Genomic DNA, 15366 nt, shown 5'->3' with positions numbered 1-15366 from the left:
GTGATATTTGGGTTCCTGAATACGCAAATTGTACGCGCTAAGCGCTGTTTTGGCTACGTTTTCCCGGTAGCTGCGGTGCTGTTAGTAAGCAGCTGCAGCGATTACCCCGATGGCTTAGAAACTGTGGCTGAATATCAGCAGCGGCTAACCTATGCGCAAGACTTACCGCCGCTGGAAGTGGAGCTTGCCTATCCGAAACGCATGCCGGTAGCGCGGGAATTAAATAGCGATATTGAGCGCTTGTCGCTATCGCTTATTGATGCCTGGCGGCTGGATGAATGCCCGGCCGGAGCTTTAATAGCCGAACGCAACAGTGCGCTGGGGCGTTTAACCGACGGTGTGTTGCGCTATTACAACGACTTAAAAATGCTGGAAGCCTTGCGCTTGTGTGCAGCCGATGTTACCGAAAACAGTACCTGGCAAGTTCGTTTAACCGCGGCCATTAACGCCAAACAAGAGCAACTGCCACAGTTACGCCAGCAGGCCATAGCCACCGATGATGCCCTGCGCCATAGTTTGTCGCCAGCCGCTACCCCGCTGGCCAGCGCGGATGATGCGCGATTGGCTCCCACGCTGGCCGCATTTGAAGTGGTGTTAACCGTATTCGAATATCGTAAAACTGGTGACCAGCTGCCTAGTTTTGAGCAGCTTGAAAGCGCGCTGGAGAACCTACAAAACAGCAGCTATTTGCCCGGCTACTGGCGTTCGTTGCACGACAAACAACACTACTTGGCTGCGCTTGCGCCACTATTAACCGGCGTTTCTGAACGCGCAGGGTGCCTCAGCAAGGGCACACCGGAACGGGCTAAAATTTTACGGAACATATTCACCAAGTTTTTTGCCAGCGAGCTGCAGCCGCAGTTAGCCGGGTTTGTGTCGCAGGGGTATCAGTTAACGCCCTTGCTAGAAAGGTTACAGGCGCAAAGCACCCACCCCGAAGTAACTCAGTATCTGAACTATCTGGCCGAGTTACCTATGCAGCTAACCACAACCACCCGCGCCCATGCACAGCAGTGGCAGGAGTTTTTCCGCGACTGTGACTTTGTGCCGGGCGCTTAAGCCCGATCTTGGCCTTAACTAGCCTGTACGCTGCATACCGCTTTCGGTAAACTAGCCCCATTCAAAGAAACGAGAGAAGCCCACAACCATGAACTTTAGCAGTACTGAAAACTACATAGTTTCCGATGAACTCTCGCTTGCCGTAAATGCGGCCGTAACACTCGAAAAGCCCTTGCTGATTAAAGGCGAGCCAGGCACAGGTAAAACCAAGCTGGCCGAAGAACTGGCCGCCAGCCTGAATACCCCGCTGCTGCGCTGGCAAATCAAGTCCACCACCAAAGCTCAGCAAGGCTTGTACGAATATGACGCGGTGTCACGTCTGCGCGACAGCCAGCTCGGTAGCGACAAAGTGCATGACATAGCCAACTACATTCGCTCCGGCAAACTGTGGCAGGCCTTTACCGCCGAGCAACGCCCGGTACTGCTGATTGACGAAATCGACAAAGCCGACATTGAATTCCCGAACGACCTGCTGCACGAGCTGGATCAAATGGAATTCCATGTGTACGAAACCGGCGAGCAGATAGTGGCCAAGCAACGCCCTATTGTGATTATTACTTCGAACAACGAGAAAGAACTGCCGGATGCCTTTTTGCGTCGCTGCTTTTTCCACTACATTCGTTTTCCGGATGCCGACACCCTGCGCGATATCGTGCAGGTGCACTATCCAGCTATTCAACAGAAACTGCTAAGCACCGCACTAGAAGTATTCTTTGACCTGCGCGACACCCCGAATCTAAAGAAAAAGCCGTCTACGTCAGAGCTTATTGACTGGTTGAAGTTGTTGCTTGCCGAAGACATTCCGGCCAGCACGCTGCAACAGTCACAAGACGGCCTGATGCCTATGTTCGGTGCTTTGCTGAAGAATGAACAAGATGTGCAGCTAGTCGAAAAACTAGCCTTTATGGCACGTCGTCAGCAGCGCTAAACCATGCTGATAGATTTCTTTTTATGCCTGCGCAAACACGGCGTACCGGCCAGCTTAACCGAGCTGCTGGACTTGCTGGGGGCGCTGGAAAAGCAGGTGATATTCAGCAACGTAGAGGCGTTCTATTCGCTCTCGCGCTTAGTGATGGTGAAAGACGAAAGCCATTACGATCGCTTTGATCGCGCCTTTGCCGAATACTTTGAAGGCGTGGCTGAAGTCGATATTGCCAGCTCGATACCTGACGAATGGCTGCGTCGCACCATGCAAAAGCAGCTCAGCGACGAAGACAAAGAGAAGCTGAAAGCCTTAGGCGGCCTGGACGAGCTGATGAAGCAGTTTCAGGAACGTTTAAAAGAGCAGCAAAAACGCCATGCCGGCGGCAACAAGTGGATAGGAACCGGCGGAACCTCGCCCTTTGGTGCATACGGCTACAACCCGGAAGGCATTCGTGTAGGTCAGGACGGCAGCAACGCCCGCCGCGCGGTAAAAGTGTGGGACAAACGCGAGTTCCGTGACTTAGACACCGATGCCGAACTGAACAACCGCACCTTGCAACTAGCGCTGCGCAAGCTCCGCCGTTTTGCCCGCACCGGCAGCGACACCGAGCTTGATTTAAACGGCACCATTAAGGCTACCTCTGAAAAAGCTGGGTTACTGGATTTGCGCTATCAACCCGAGCGCCACAACGCTATTAAACTCCTGGTGTTTTTTGATGTGGGCGGCTCTATGGACGACTTCATCTACGAATGCCAGCAACTATTTGCGGCCGTTCGTAGTGAGTTTAAACACCTGGAGTTCTACTACTTTCATAACTGCCTGTACGAGTTTGTGTGGCAGAACAACGCGCGCCGCTTCAGCGAGAAAATTCCAACCACCGAAGTACTACAAAAGTACGGCAGCGACTACAAAGTGATAGTGGTTGGTGATGCCACCATGGGCCCGTATGAAATAGCTTACAGCGGCGGCAGTGTTGAACACTGGAATGAAGAGCCCGGCCAGGTATGGATGCAACGCTTGCTAAACCAGTTTCCTAATGCCGTGTGGCTAAATCCACAGCCGCAGGAACGCTGGCCTTACTACGCTTCTATAGGTTTAATTCACCAGATTATGGAGCAGCGCATGTACCCGCTAACCATGGCTGGCATTAGCGATGCCATTCAGGAATTGCTCTAAAATACCCAACTTCTTTTGAAAAACCGATTAAATTGTCTAGGCTTAATTCATTGTTTTAATTATTGATAAACCAATCACTAGCTAGAAACAAGGATGGAGCATGACGGATTTTCTGCAGCAATGGGGTGAAGCCGCGTACACCAGCGTTGGTTTTTTCTGGATGGCGCTTTGGGCTTTTGTGCTGGGTTATATAGTCAGCAGCCTGATACAAGTATTCGTTACCCGCGCACGGATGCGATCGGCCATGGGCGACGACGGCATGAAGCCCATGGCTCTGGGTACCTTCTTTGGCTTTATCTCCAGTAGCTGCAGCTTCGCTGCTCTTTCTACCACCCGGGCCTTGTTCCAAAAAGGCGCGGCCCTAGCCCCCACCATGGCCTTTATGTTGGCCTCAACCAACCTGGTAATTGAACTTGGTTTTGTTATTGCCATTTTCTTAAGCTGGCAGTTTGTGGTGGCCGAATACGTGGGTGGCATATTACTGATTCTGCTGGCCTGGGTGTTTATTAAAGTAACGCGCCCGGACAAGCTTACCCAAGGTGCACGCGACAAGCTGGAAGACGACAGCGACGACGAGCACGACCATGATCACGGCGACAAAAACTCTGACGACGACCACTGGATGGCTCGTTTACAGCAGTCCGACACCTGGCAGAAAGTTGGCAATAAGTACGTGATGGAATGGCAAATGGTATGGCAGGACGTACTGCTAGGCTTTACCGTTGCCGGCATTATTTCTGCCTTTGTGCCTAGCGCCTTCTTCGAATGGCTGTTTGTGGGTGTTGGTACCGAACAGTCTGCCAACCCCGGCTTTTTAGCCGTTCTGCAACAAGCTGTGGTAGGCCCTGTAGCCGCTTTTTTCACCTTTATTGGCTCTATGGGTAACATTCCGCTGGCCGCCGTTCTGTTCGGCGAAGGCGTGGCTTTTGCGGGTGTTATGGCCTTTATCTTCTCCGACTTAGTGGTGCTGCCGGTAATTCGTATTAACGCCCGCTACTACGGCTGGAAGATGGCACTTTACATAACCGGCATGCTGTTCGTGTGCTTAGTAGGTGCGGCTATTATCATGCACTACGGCCTGGTAGCTCTGGACATGCTGCCCGACCCCAGCGCCTGGTCATCACCTGCTGAACAACAGCACTTTCAGCTGAACTACGGCTTTGTACTGAATATAATTCTGCTGCTGTTGTCAGCACCATTAATTTATATGTGGTGGAAACAACGCCAGGGCCATGAACATCACGATCATGACCACGGCGGTGGCTCTTCCTGGAAAGATAAATTAATGAATAGCTTGTCGCTAATTGCCGTAATTTGGCTAACTGGCGGCCTGCTGAGCCATGCTTTTGCCTAATTGCTCAGCAAGTAAACGCTTAAGCCCCGTTTACGGCCGTGCGGGGCAAAAAACACTTGCGGGCGGCAGTGTGAATGACTAATATAGCGGCCGTTCGCATTCGCGAACATTCCAGCCCCATAGTGCGTCCGTAGCTCAGTTGGTTAGAGCGCTGCCTTGACATGGCAGAGGTCGGTAGTTCGAGTCTACTCGGACGCACCATTTGAATGCCTTTCCTTTTTTCTACTGATCTTCCATTCGTTCAGTACTCGATATGTTTATAACCTCTTCGTTTCCAATGCGGAACATTTATCTTCGGAATAGGAACGATAATCGAAATAAACACCCTGTTTTACTAAACATTTGTCCAATAATGGTACTTTATATACTATCTAATTAAGTAACTGCTCAAAAGATAACTTCATTCGCTGAACGGATTCATTGATTGCATTTATAAAAACCTGAGAATCATCATCATTCTCAAGTTCTTTTCTCAACGCAATAGTAACCGGTGGTAGCAATAGAAGGAGCCTTCCATGCTCAGAGATGCATCGTTGACAATACTCCCTGTGAAGTCCTTTAAGAATACCCTGCTGTTCATTTTGCGAGGCATAGCTCTCTTCAATTATTTTTTCTTGATTTTCGTAGCTTTCATTTAAATAGTTAAACATTGCCTCTTCTTGTCTTCCTTGAAGATTGAATTCTTTCATAATAGAAATTATCCGATCCTTCTCCTCATTAGCCTGATCGATCGTCTCCTGATATATTTCTATAGCCCTCTTGTGATCTAAAAGAGCATCCCTAGGCCTTAATAAACTAAGGTACGTTTCCGCTACAGCTGAGGAGTACTTCAATATTTCTGCAACCGTGCTTTCCCTTGCTGATAAATATGTCCTAGCTACAATAGCGCTATGATCCCCAATTTGCTCATTTATGTCTTTACCAGTTACATTCAGATTCATTAAATTAGGAATGATACCCAATACGTTTGCAAAAGATCCCGCTAACGCTAAGAAAACATCTTTTTTTAATGACAGCTTTTGCTCTGCTTTAAGTCGGATTTCCTCATGTGCCAATAACGCAGCTTGCCTCCTCTCATTTCCTTTATTTGTCCACAAAACACCCAAAAATGTTAATAAGGATGCAATCACTGCACTCCAAACAACATTTGGTATATTAGATATTCCATAAAAAATTGAATCCATGTAAGATCTCACGTGCACTTTAGAATTTTAAAAATAGACATAACGAATAAACTATATTCGTTACAAATAACCTACGAATATCTATACCTTGAATTTAAACCAACAAATCATACTTCTTTTCTCTCAATCTAAATGCTGCATCTCCACCCTCTAAAATCACACATACGTGTTGTCTAATACCTTGCGATTCAAGAACAATGGGATTAGCTAAATCAATAGGCATAGAATTTTCTAGGCTACCTGATTTATAAGCAAACTTTTTGGATTCCATATTTTCATTTTTGATACCATGCTGGTTCGCGACAATTACCAATTCACTATCAGAGCCCACGACTATATTAGGATTATGAGTAGCAACAATTATTTGTCGTTGAATTTTTTTCTTTTTTAAATACTGAACCAAATCGAGATATATAGCCCTGTTATCTAAATCATCTTCAGGCTGATCAATGAGTATAGGACATTTTTTATCGCTAAAGTCCAGCAACAGCTTTAATACAACAAATGCTTTTTTGCCATCTGACATCAGTTTAAAGTTATCGTCTTCGTATACAAGATCATAAGAAAGCTCGTAAAAACATTCTGTAAGAAGAGTAGTCGCTAAAGACTGTGGTGTGTACCCGCCTTTCAGAGTCAATTTGTCAGCGAGTAAGCCTTCCAATAATTGTTCCAAATTTATTATATACTGCTCGTGACTCTGATATTCAAAATCAGCTAACTGACGACTTGACGTACTTTGAAGATTGAGTGCACCTTCAAGAATACTCCTGTAGCGTTCTCCATTAAAATTAGAGTCCGCATTAATATCGAGACCATCTTGACTATCAGATAAAGTAGGTAACAAATTTCCGGTCACAGAGAAATACTCACTATGACTAGATATAATTTTGGAAATCAAATTTTCCCTTTGCTTCTCTAATTCAGAAAATTCCTGAGTTATTGATTCAATCTCATTTAATGCATTAGTCTGAATTTTTATACGGTCCTGTATTTCTTTAAGTTGAGTCGAGTTTTTATATGCTTTATCGGCCTTAATATAATCTGAATTGGTTTGAGATTCTATTATCTTCTTTTTTTCTGCAACTACTTTCTCGTTTAATGAACTTAGCTTACTTTCTATACGACCCCGCCAATTTGTTTCTACTTCATCTTTTACCGAGTCATAAATATTAGCCATTTCCTCCCGGAGATCTGTAGATAACGTTGAAAACTCATAAACAAAATCATGACGAATTGGAGAAGTCTCTTTCAACCGTTCCATCTGTGATATGTCTTTACCTAACTGATCCAGCAGCTTAGTTGACGCTTCAATGATTTTTTTATGCAGCCCGTAATTCACTCTCTCATCTTCAGTTAATGACAGACTGTCAAGCTCCTTGAGCTTATCATTTAACCTATATATCTCGTCCTCAACACCTTTACGGTCGCCCTTTTCAGATAAAAGTGTCGAACGCCTAGAAATATCTGATATAACTTGAAATAGATCGTTGATGCTTGATGATATTGATTTTCTAAGATCACTTTTTTTTGCAAAATAAGATTCTAAAAAGTTACTTTTACCTTTTATTCTTAAAATATCCTGAACCAATTCACTGAGCTTCTTACCGTCTGTTGCGAGGTCATACATATAGCCTTGTTGAAAGAACTCAATCTCTCTATCATTATTAACCTCCCCATCCTTCCAAATTACTTTGATAGATGCCGCTATTTTCCGAACAAAGCTCCCGTACTCTGGCTTATGGGAAAAATTAATTGGTTTTTCCGTCTTAAGATTTTGCGCGATAGCCGTAAGCAGCACCGACTTCCCTGTTGAACGGCCACCAATGATTGAACTCATATTTGTATTTAACAGTAAGCTCGAATTTAAAATAAGGTCATTCGATATCTCCACTCTATCAATTACCTGATAGCCTGCTTTATCCTCTGGAAGGTTACCTTGAATCGCAATTCGTGAGGGTTCGAACATTATTTGCCTTAGCCCATCAAACGTAGGGTCGGCCTTAATCCATGTATAATTTCCTAGTTCATCAGGAGCAAGAATATCTCTCAAACATCTCGCATCTGTAGCAGTTGTATAACAATAACCTGATCTTAAATCGGATGACTTGCTCTCAATATATGCTGCGAGTTTATCGCCACCTAACTTGCTTCTCCCTTGGAGTATATTGAATTCTTGATGATTGAATTGATCTCCTAAGTGAGTTCTATCTGTTCTTCCTCGTTCTTGAAAAAGACCATTATCGCTATTGCAGTGTGGATATATAATTATACCGTGATGCTCTTCGACTCTTCGTAAAACTTCGGTGTAAGATTTATTCGAGACTGTCAGTGAACCTTTGGTTTCCTTACTATCCACATCAATCTTAGATAAAAAAGTAGTTATTCCCTCAGAGAAGCTACCTTTTCCATAAATAGGCTGATCAAATAAAGCAAGAATATGAACGCCTTGTACATTAATTTCAACTCCGCCGATAACATTTACTAAACTATCTCTCGATGCATCCAACAGTGCATCTAACAGGTGAGGATGGTTATAATTATGGTCGGTAATTGCTATGCAAACTTCTTCTTTTTGGAAAGCTTCTAAAAATCCTATAAATGTCCTTGCATAATTCTTCGCCCGAACCTTTTCATTGTCTGCTGGATCAGTAAAAAAATAAGATTTGGAATCGTGCTTTAGAACTTCTTCCTCCGTTCCAGCATAAGCAATAAAAGCCGCCCACTCATCCGGATGAGAAGCTTTCAACTCTCCTGCATAATCTTTGAGTTCAATATAGCCGTCATCAAGAATGGTTTGCACCTGTAGGTCCCATCTTCTCCACTGAGACCCTCTCGCAAATTCTTTATCCAAACTCACATCCTTTTCAAGTTGTTGATAATATATACTGGGCAGATTTACCCCGAAAAAGTACCGCTTAAACCGGACTTAACGCAGTTCTTGTTCTAATCATTAAAAAAAAGAATTTATCTTTTATAACGATCGTAATTTATAATTAGCCAGTACGAAATCTCGGTTACGCTTACACTCTCCACAGTTTTTAATTTCTAAGCTATTGGTGCTACCACAGACACAATGCCAGGCTTGAGCGTCTTTGCTAGATAACTGTACTGCATCCTCTCCTACTTCTGACTTCAACTTGCTCAGTTCGGATTCTTTTAGGGTTATCGGAGCTTCCTGTTTTGGTGTTTCAACGGGAGGAACATCTTTCCCACAAAATCGACACACTACTGCTTTTGCTTTTATTTCTTCAGCGCAGAAAGGACAAGTTCGTGTTTGGTTTTCTATATCAGAGGTATTTGGAGCAGTAGCCGATTTCTCAGCGGATTTGCTTTTGTCTGGTAGTAAAAAAGCGCCTATAAGCCCGAACACACCAAATAGTGCGCCTATTACAAACCAAACTCCGGCATTATGGTTACGTCCAGACGCTATTCCTGCAGCAATGAAACCACAAGTTATCCAAAGTAGAATAAATAAAATGCCCATATGGCTCTCCTTTTTTATGAGTTCTAAATCGTCTTAGCAATCAAATCCGCCTTCAACAGCCCACCTTTAGTAAGTAATTTGGCGCTAAAGTTTGGGTTACGTCGTGACTTGAAAGCTTCTAGTATTTTCTTGAGTCCTGCGGCTTCAAGAAGTGAGATATTCACTTCAGTATCCATTTGCGCGGATTCGACGAAGTCTGTTGAGAATGTTGGTGCAATAATGAGTACTTGAGCTACGCGCTTGCCGAAGCTCTCACAACGATTTGCATACGCTTTAACTTGTCGTGATGTGGTTGAATATTTCGCGAAGTCACCACTTTTACAGGTTTTAGCTTCACCAATAATGACGTCGTCTTCGCTCAGTGATATCAGGATGTCAGCTTGGTCTTTGGCGGTATTGATTGAGCGGCGCAAATCTTCATCTACATCCAAGCCCAACTCCTCAAATATGGCTTTGGTTACTTCTTCAAATTTGACGCCAATTTCAGCCTCTGCAATATCTATATTGTGTTTTTTCAGAGTTGCCAAATCTCGTTTTGCAAGCGCATCATAGTTTTCAATTAACTTGTCTGTGGCGTTTGCAAAAGACTCAATGATCAATTGCCGAGCATCGCCCCGACGCGTAATAGCCATTGAGGTTTTCAACGACTTCACTTCATCGTTCGTTAGCATATAAAGGATGTCGTAAGGCGTTATAGATAAGGCGCGCAATCGTTCGACATCAACTTCCAGGTTCTCTTCTAATTCAAACTCTTCGCGCAACTTTTTAGTTAGTCCTGACACATGCTGCTCTAACGCTTCGTAGAGCGACTTGTAACCAGCCGCAGAGAGAATATTAAACTCACGCTCGGTGGAGGTATTCAAAGAGTTAATAATTAGCTCACAGCGTTCTTCCAACGTCGTGCCTAACTTATCCAGATTAAGTTGAAGATCGTCAATTAATTGCTTTAGGCGCTCTTTCTTCTCATTAACGTTAGATTTTTCATTATGCAGATCCTTAGTCAAAATATCGCTGACCGAAAGACCCATTTTAAATACCGTTTCAATTTTATCGTTCCGTTCCACACCGCGGATCCGTTTATCGTGATACTTCAAAATGTTTGATAGTTCGGCGTCAGAGAATGTACGAAGAATTCTCAGCAAGTGCTTATCAGCAACTTGCTTGCCTTGAATTTGGTGAAGCATCGACACTATTTCATCAGGCACATAAACGGTTTGTAGTTTCTTGCTGACGAATAACAAACCAATCTCACGCAACTGATTCAAACAATTCTGTACACCAGTCTTTTCAATTGGATTCACCAGGTGCTCTACTGCAACTCTATCTTCTGCAGTCACATCCAGTTGATGAGCAAGCACGTTAAGAATGCCCCGCTCTTCATCTGTTATTTTTGCCTCGCGATTTATTCGTTCATCGTTATGGTGGGCTTCTTTCAAGCAGGAGAAGTAGATAGACAATCGTTTAGTTTCATCAAAACGATCAGGCTCAGACCCTAATTTAAGCCTTTCTAAAAGAGCCTTGGCATGTTCATCAATAGCAGACCATTCCTGAGCATATAACTGCTCAATCCAAGAAATTCGTGCTACGCAATTACCGTCTCTACTTAGAATATTTACCAGCAACGAGGCTTGCGCTCCGCTAAGTGCAAGCTGGCGTTTTACCTCTCGTTTAAGCAAGGGCTGCGATAAACGAAACAACTGTGTGACTTCACCGCTCGATGCATTTTTGATTTCGCCATCCATGGCGCTAATGCGTTTCGCTAACTCTTTGTCGCGCGTACTGGCCTCAGTACAAACTCGATCTAGAAAGTTAACAAACTTAGACTTTTCGATTTGATTAACACTGGTTAGGACACTGGATAGTTTCATGAGATAACCGTTCCTTGGTGCTGTACGAAATTCGTTCAACAGTATCTGATTAATTTATAACCGTAAAGCAACATCTTAACCTTATGCTTACATTGGTTTTTGAATGAAATACACCTACGTACTTATCTGGTACCTACCTTGTGTAGTTCTTCACTACAATTTGAAATTGAGTTTCAGGGAGAATATTTCTCTTGAAAAGATTTTATGATGCGATTAACTTAAAAAACGAAGATGGCTAGCGAAGCTAACTCATTTAGATTTGGATATGACTTAAAGTTATGTCTGCCGTCCCTAGTCTAAGACTAATACGGACTTTCCCTAATTAATCAGAGGAGAGCCGTAATGGTCTCAAAAGTAATTCAGAAAAATCGCCTACGTTCCGCAACCAAGCAAAACAACCGCTGTTTTTATTGTGGGCTTCCCATGTGGCACTCAGCCAATCAAGATGAATTTTCACAAAGCTATAATCTCAGCACAAAGCAAGCGCACGGGCTGCAATGCACTGCGGAACACCTCAAAGCTAAAAGTGATGGTGGCGGGAATGAGCATTCAAACATTGTAGCTGCCTGCAGGTACTGCAACAAAAAGCGTCATCAATATCGAAAGCCACCAAGCCCAGAGCGATATAAGAAGCTCGTTACAGACCGAATAGCCAAAGGGAAGTGGTTGCCGGAATCGATACTATGTCGGGTTCAGTCAACATTGATTAACCAATAGCATCTGGGTGCTGCCAATTAATACGCTGGCTTGTCCGCAGCTTTTAGTTAACTTGTTGAAACTAATTGACGAACTTCGTCAGCACTTGATGGCCTCACTAAACGATCCACTTCATTACCATCACGCAGAAGGATCAACGTGGGCCAAAGCTTTACCTTGAACGCACGACCAAGTGGTTTGCCCTTGCCGTCATATATTTTAATATGACGCAGTTCTGAATGTTCAGCTACGGCCTCCTTTATCGCGAAACTTGCAGCCTGACAGTGCCCACACCACGGCGCACCAAAATCAAGTAAAACGTCGCCGGATAACTCGCCAACTTGTTCAGCCGTAAATGCTTCTTCTGTGTATTCCGAGTTAGAACCAATATCATCTGTTTTCATGTTATTTGCTCCAGGTGCCTTGCCTCAAATCCAAACATCACTCTCTGCCGTTTTACTGCCCTTATTATAGCCGGTGTTCACGACACCCCGGGGTTCGATAAGTAAAACATGGGCTTCGTGCTCTGCGTAAGGCTTATGTTCAACGCCCTTCGGCACTACGTACATTTCTCCTTCGGACAGCTCGACATGATCGTCCCTAAAATCGATGCGCAGACGCCCCGCCAGCACGATAAAGGTTTCATCAGTATCCTTATGGTCATGCCAGACAAAATCACCCTGAAGTTTTACCACTTTGAACTGGTAGTCGTTCATCTCGGCTATGACCTTCGGTGACCATGGCTCATTAAACAGGCTCAGCTTTTCTTTGAAGTTTATGGGGTTGTGGAGCATTGGGTTCCTTATTAATTTTTTAAGGCTGGTTTGTGCCAAGGGCGGACGTTAATGCCGCCCAACAGAATGCGAGCGTAGCGAGACCCAGCCAGCTTTGCTGGCGATGCTCCTCAACTTTGCTAAGTTTTGAACCTTACCGCGATAGATTTACATTCTGACAAAGAGGCTTCCTTTGCCCACTTAATGGATTCCTGTATCTCTGCCTCATGACACCCGAGGGCTTCTTGAGACCAGTACTGCCTTGATTCACCGACCGGTAAGTGATCGATTCCAGAAGCTACAGCGGTAAAAGCTCGAAAATCCTTATCGCTTTCAGAGAGTCCGACCTCGCCCCGTAGAGAAAACAACTCAATTGCACCTTCAAGATAGTGAATAGAGCCATCTAGCATGCCCCTTGCAACTTCTGCGGCGCGTTTTCGCATCTTCGCGATGTATTCTTCGTGGCTCATTTTCATAGGATGCTTATTGTCCCACTTACTTGGTTTGTTATACCCACTACATCATTTCGCCTAGCCATGGGAGCGCGCACCAACCAAGCCAACTAAACAATAAAGAACTGTACAACAATGAATTGTTTATAGTTGGCCTACGATAATTTTTTACAAGCACTGTCGCAATTACACCAATTAAGATAGCGTTAAACAAGTAAATTAATATCGTATGCTCTAACCCCTGATATTGGACTCCGTAGCTATATGACATAAAAAGAAAGCCAATTGAAATCAGCATAAGTAAGCCACTAATACCAATTAATATGCGACTCACTTTTGCATTTCCACGCATTACTGGAATCGTACTAGCCCAAAACAACAACGCATTCGGCAGAGATGCAATCAGAGCTATTAAAGCTTCGGGTACACCCATTCCATAAAACAGAAAAACTGGAATAACGACAGTGAATGAGTACGGGGAGTAAACTTCGGGGTATCCGGCTACCATAGTAAGCGAGCTAATCACCCAAACTAGCAAAAATCCGATGGTTACTTTTAGCTTAATGTTCATGGCAAACCTTAGTGGGTATACATTTATAAAGTGCGTGCGCACAATATCCAATTTTGATTTTTCGTTACGTCATTGACGGTAAACGACCTAAATACACAAAACGCGCAATATTGCAGGTACGGTCAATCACTAGTTGAATCAGGTAAAGAGCGAAGGTCAGCTCGTTCACGAGCAAATATTGCCCGCCATTTAGATCAATCAGCTTCACTATTTACGGTCACACGTCCAGTCATTCGTTTTCTGTTCAAAAACTCGATAAATAGATTTACTCCGAGCAAGGCAAAGCCAGCAAAAAAGCTGATACCGCCGAAATCCAGATAGCGAAAGTCACCGTGAATTTTGTATTGATTATTGAAGTCGGCGCCTTTCAGGGTTGGAATTAGTATGTCTACTATCCATAAGCCAAAGAAGACGCTAGAAAGAGCAAAAGCAGCAATCCACGAGTACTTGCACAGAAAGTTGAACGTCACGTTCTCAATGTCTTTGTTGCTCTGCAGGTACAGTGGTTCCACTTCGAATACTGAGGCTACTGCTTTAACGGTTTCCAGTGATGCATTGCCGGTTTTCTCAACGCGTTGAATGGTCCGAATGCTCAAATTGCTGGCTGCGGCCAATTCGTCCTGGCTCCAACACTTATGCTTTCTGAGTTGCTGAATCTTATTCTTATTTAATTGCATTAATTTACTCATACATTTCCGCCTTACGTTTCGTTAAAAAGTAAGGCTATGTTAGGCGCAATTCCTAGATCATATGCCGTCATTGTTACGACTTATATCTGACAGTTACCAGCTATTTTTACGACAGAACTCTGTCAGATAAGCGCCTTTGAATAAAAAGCCCCTGCCAGCATGGAATAGTGTCCATCACAGGCTTTTGGACCTTGTTCGTCATTCTAAATCGCTAACGCACCGCCCTCTTTCAATATGCTCTACCAGAATTCGTGCTATTTCATCTTTAAGCCAAGTAGGCCCGAAGTCAGTCATGTCGTTATGTCGGGATTCCGGTATCTCTGTTACGCAAATATTGTACTGCTCAGTCTCTTCTGATGACGGCAAAACTCCTTTGTCAGCAGGATAGTCGCTGCCTCTAATAGACAGCACGCTAATATCTTTGTTGCGCGGAAGCGGAACGCGCCGATGATCAAGCGTAATTACGGCCGCTATATAATCCTTTCCCTCGTTCGCGAGCCACGACGATATATCTCCCCCATTCGAGTGACCTATCAACAGTAAGTCGTCAAAAGTGTAATTGTTATGCAGTGCTTCAAGATTGTGCTTCACAAAATCTAGTGTTTCTGCGCCTCGAATCCAGTTCTCGCTTCTGCTTTCATACAGGTCGCCAGACACGGACAGCGGTGGATCCGTTTCCAGCTCATGTCGAACAGCCACCACCATATAACCCAATTGGTTTAACTGCTCAGATAAGAAATTGTACTTCGTATGAGATACTCCGTAACCCGCACTCAGCAACGCAACTGGACACTTTTTATCTACAGAACATTGACCTTGTGAGCTTGGATACGATACCTCTATTGGAATGTGTCTGTTCCTCGACTCGTCATAAATGGTAGTTCCTGCAAGGCTAGATGCGCTGAAAAATGCGGCGGTAAATACTGTGAGGAGTTTCAAATTTTAATCCTTTAATATTTGTCTTCAAATTACCTTAACTTTAATACACCGGAATTAGAATGTCCGTATTTACACTTTCTCGACAAACAACAATGCTAGCTAGGGTCTCGAAACCAAGTTAAACCGGTAGTACTGCTTTTAAACTCCCGGTAAACCTTTGTGGTATGCAAGGCGGCAAAGCTGCTGTTTCATTATT

The 15366-nt window shown here is 44.1% G+C and carries 15 protein-coding genes and 1 tRNA gene; 6 read left to right on the top strand and 10 right to left on the bottom strand.

Features of this window, described 5'->3' with window-relative positions; all coding sequences use genetic code 11:
- The 5 genes from CCE91_RS05960 (at position 1) to CCE91_RS05940 (ending at position 4715) form a co-directional block, all read left to right on the top strand.
- Positions 1 to 1059 (top strand): DUF3080 family protein, encoded by a 1059-nt coding sequence (locus CCE91_RS05960; protein ID WP_086434300.1) that lies wholly within the window; start codon positions 1 to 3, stop codon positions 1057 to 1059.
- 88 nt (positions 1060 to 1147) lie between these two features.
- Positions 1148 to 1987, top strand: a complete 840-nt coding sequence (locus tag CCE91_RS05955) for an AAA family ATPase (protein WP_086434299.1) — start codon at positions 1148 to 1150, stop codon at positions 1985 to 1987.
- 3 nt (positions 1988 to 1990) lie between these two features.
- Positions 1991 to 3160 carry a vWA domain-containing protein gene (locus tag CCE91_RS05950; protein WP_086434298.1) on the top strand — a complete coding sequence of 390 codons (1170 nt, stop codon included), beginning with the start codon at positions 1991 to 1993 and terminating at the stop codon, positions 3158 to 3160.
- A gap of 100 nt (positions 3161 to 3260) precedes the next feature.
- A complete protein-coding gene (locus CCE91_RS05945) occupies positions 3261 to 4514 on the top strand; it encodes a permease (RefSeq protein WP_086434297.1) in 1254 nt (417 codons plus the stop codon).
- 124 nt (positions 4515 to 4638) lie between these two features.
- Positions 4639 to 4715 (top strand) — tRNA-Val (locus CCE91_RS05940).
- A gap of 170 nt (positions 4716 to 4885) precedes the next feature.
- Here CCE91_RS05940 and CCE91_RS05935 read toward each other — a convergent pair.
- From CCE91_RS05935 to CCE91_RS05920, 4 genes are all read right to left on the bottom strand, one after another.
- A complete protein-coding gene (locus tag CCE91_RS05935) occupies positions 4886 to 5698 on the bottom strand; it encodes a chromosome partitioning protein ParA (RefSeq protein ID WP_086434296.1) in 813 nt (270 codons plus the stop codon).
- Positions 5699 to 5792: 94 nt separating this feature from the next.
- Positions 5793 to 8549, bottom strand: coding sequence for a TrlF family AAA-like ATPase (locus CCE91_RS05930; RefSeq protein WP_086434295.1), 2757 nt, complete (start codon positions 8547 to 8549; stop codon positions 5793 to 5795).
- A gap of 120 nt (positions 8550 to 8669) precedes the next feature.
- A complete protein-coding gene (locus tag CCE91_RS05925) occupies positions 8670 to 9182 on the bottom strand; it encodes a hypothetical protein (RefSeq protein ID WP_086434294.1) in 513 nt (170 codons plus the stop codon).
- 23 nt (positions 9183 to 9205) lie between these two features.
- Positions 9206 to 11050 carry a hypothetical protein gene (locus CCE91_RS05920; RefSeq protein ID WP_086434293.1) on the bottom strand — a complete coding sequence of 615 codons (1845 nt, stop codon included), beginning with the start codon at positions 11048 to 11050 and terminating at the stop codon, positions 9206 to 9208.
- A gap of 342 nt (positions 11051 to 11392) precedes the next feature.
- Here CCE91_RS05920 and CCE91_RS12405 point away from each other — a divergent pair, with 342 nt between their 5' ends.
- Positions 11393 to 11767: an HNH endonuclease gene (locus CCE91_RS12405; RefSeq protein WP_086434292.1), complete on the top strand. Its 375-nt coding sequence runs from the start codon at positions 11393 to 11395 to the stop codon at positions 11765 to 11767.
- A gap of 47 nt (positions 11768 to 11814) precedes the next feature.
- On the opposite strand, the gene CCE91_RS05910 is transcribed toward CCE91_RS12405, so the two are convergent.
- From CCE91_RS05910 to CCE91_RS05885, 6 genes are all read right to left on the bottom strand, one after another.
- Positions 11815 to 12150 (bottom strand): thioredoxin family protein, encoded by a 336-nt coding sequence (locus CCE91_RS05910; protein ID WP_086434291.1) that lies wholly within the window; start codon positions 12148 to 12150, stop codon positions 11815 to 11817.
- Positions 12151 to 12174: 24 nt separating this feature from the next.
- Entirely contained in the window at positions 12175 to 12540 is a 366-nt protein-coding gene (locus CCE91_RS05905; protein WP_086434290.1) for a cupin domain-containing protein, read from the bottom strand.
- Between the two features lie 119 nt (positions 12541 to 12659).
- Complete coding sequence (locus CCE91_RS05900; protein ID WP_234996271.1) at positions 12660 to 12989, bottom strand: DUF2489 domain-containing protein; 330 nt, start codon at positions 12987 to 12989, stop codon at positions 12660 to 12662.
- Positions 12990 to 13035: 46 nt separating this feature from the next.
- Positions 13036 to 13542, bottom strand: a complete 507-nt coding sequence (locus tag CCE91_RS05895; protein ID WP_086434288.1) for a hypothetical protein — start codon at positions 13540 to 13542, stop codon at positions 13036 to 13038.
- A 194-nt stretch (positions 13543 to 13736) separates the two neighbouring features.
- Positions 13737 to 14231, bottom strand: a complete 495-nt coding sequence (locus tag CCE91_RS05890; protein ID WP_086434287.1) for a helix-turn-helix domain-containing protein — start codon at positions 14229 to 14231, stop codon at positions 13737 to 13739.
- A gap of 198 nt (positions 14232 to 14429) precedes the next feature.
- Complete coding sequence (locus CCE91_RS05885; protein ID WP_086434286.1) at positions 14430 to 15170, bottom strand: alpha/beta hydrolase; 741 nt, start codon at positions 15168 to 15170, stop codon at positions 14430 to 14432.
- Between the last annotated feature and the right edge of the window lie 196 nt (positions 15171 to 15366).

Origin of the sequence: Pseudidiomarina planktonica, from assembly GCF_900177775.1 — a bacterium.
In the GTDB taxonomy this organism is placed as follows: domain Bacteria; phylum Pseudomonadota; class Gammaproteobacteria; order Enterobacterales; family Alteromonadaceae; genus Pseudidiomarina; species Pseudidiomarina planktonica.
Note: the sequence above shows the minus strand (reverse complement) of the source record. Positions and strands in the feature narration are given on the sequence as shown.

Coding starts and splice junctions, on each gene's coding strand:
- CCE91_RS05890 (WP_086434287.1), bottom strand. CDS start 14,231: ATGAGTAAATTAATGCAATTAAATAAGAATAAGATTCAGCAACTCAGA.
- CCE91_RS05910 (WP_086434291.1), bottom strand. CDS start 12,150: ATGAAAACAGATGATATTGGTTCTAACTCGGAATACACAGAAGAAGCA.
- CCE91_RS05925 (WP_086434294.1), bottom strand. CDS start 9,182: ATGGGCATTTTATTTATTCTACTTTGGATAACTTGTGGTTTCATTGCT.
- CCE91_RS05895 (WP_086434288.1), bottom strand. CDS start 13,542: ATGAACATTAAGCTAAAAGTAACCATCGGATTTTTGCTAGTTTGGGTG.
- CCE91_RS05950 (WP_086434298.1), top strand. CDS start 1,991: ATGCTGATAGATTTCTTTTTATGCCTGCGCAAACACGGCGTACCGGCC.
- CCE91_RS05955 (WP_086434299.1), top strand. CDS start 1,148: ATGAACTTTAGCAGTACTGAAAACTACATAGTTTCCGATGAACTCTCG.
- CCE91_RS05905 (WP_086434290.1), bottom strand. CDS start 12,540: ATGCTCCACAACCCCATAAACTTCAAAGAAAAGCTGAGCCTGTTTAAT.
- CCE91_RS05945 (WP_086434297.1), top strand. CDS start 3,261: ATGACGGATTTTCTGCAGCAATGGGGTGAAGCCGCGTACACCAGCGTT.
- CCE91_RS12405 (WP_086434292.1), top strand. CDS start 11,393: ATGGTCTCAAAAGTAATTCAGAAAAATCGCCTACGTTCCGCAACCAAG.
- CCE91_RS05920 (WP_086434293.1), bottom strand. CDS start 11,050: ATGAAACTATCCAGTGTCCTAACCAGTGTTAATCAAATCGAAAAGTCT.
- CCE91_RS05935 (WP_086434296.1), bottom strand. CDS start 5,698: ATGGATTCAATTTTTTATGGAATATCTAATATACCAAATGTTGTTTGG.
- CCE91_RS05900 (WP_234996271.1), bottom strand. CDS start 12,989: ATGAGCCACGAAGAATACATCGCGAAGATGCGAAAACGCGCCGCAGAA.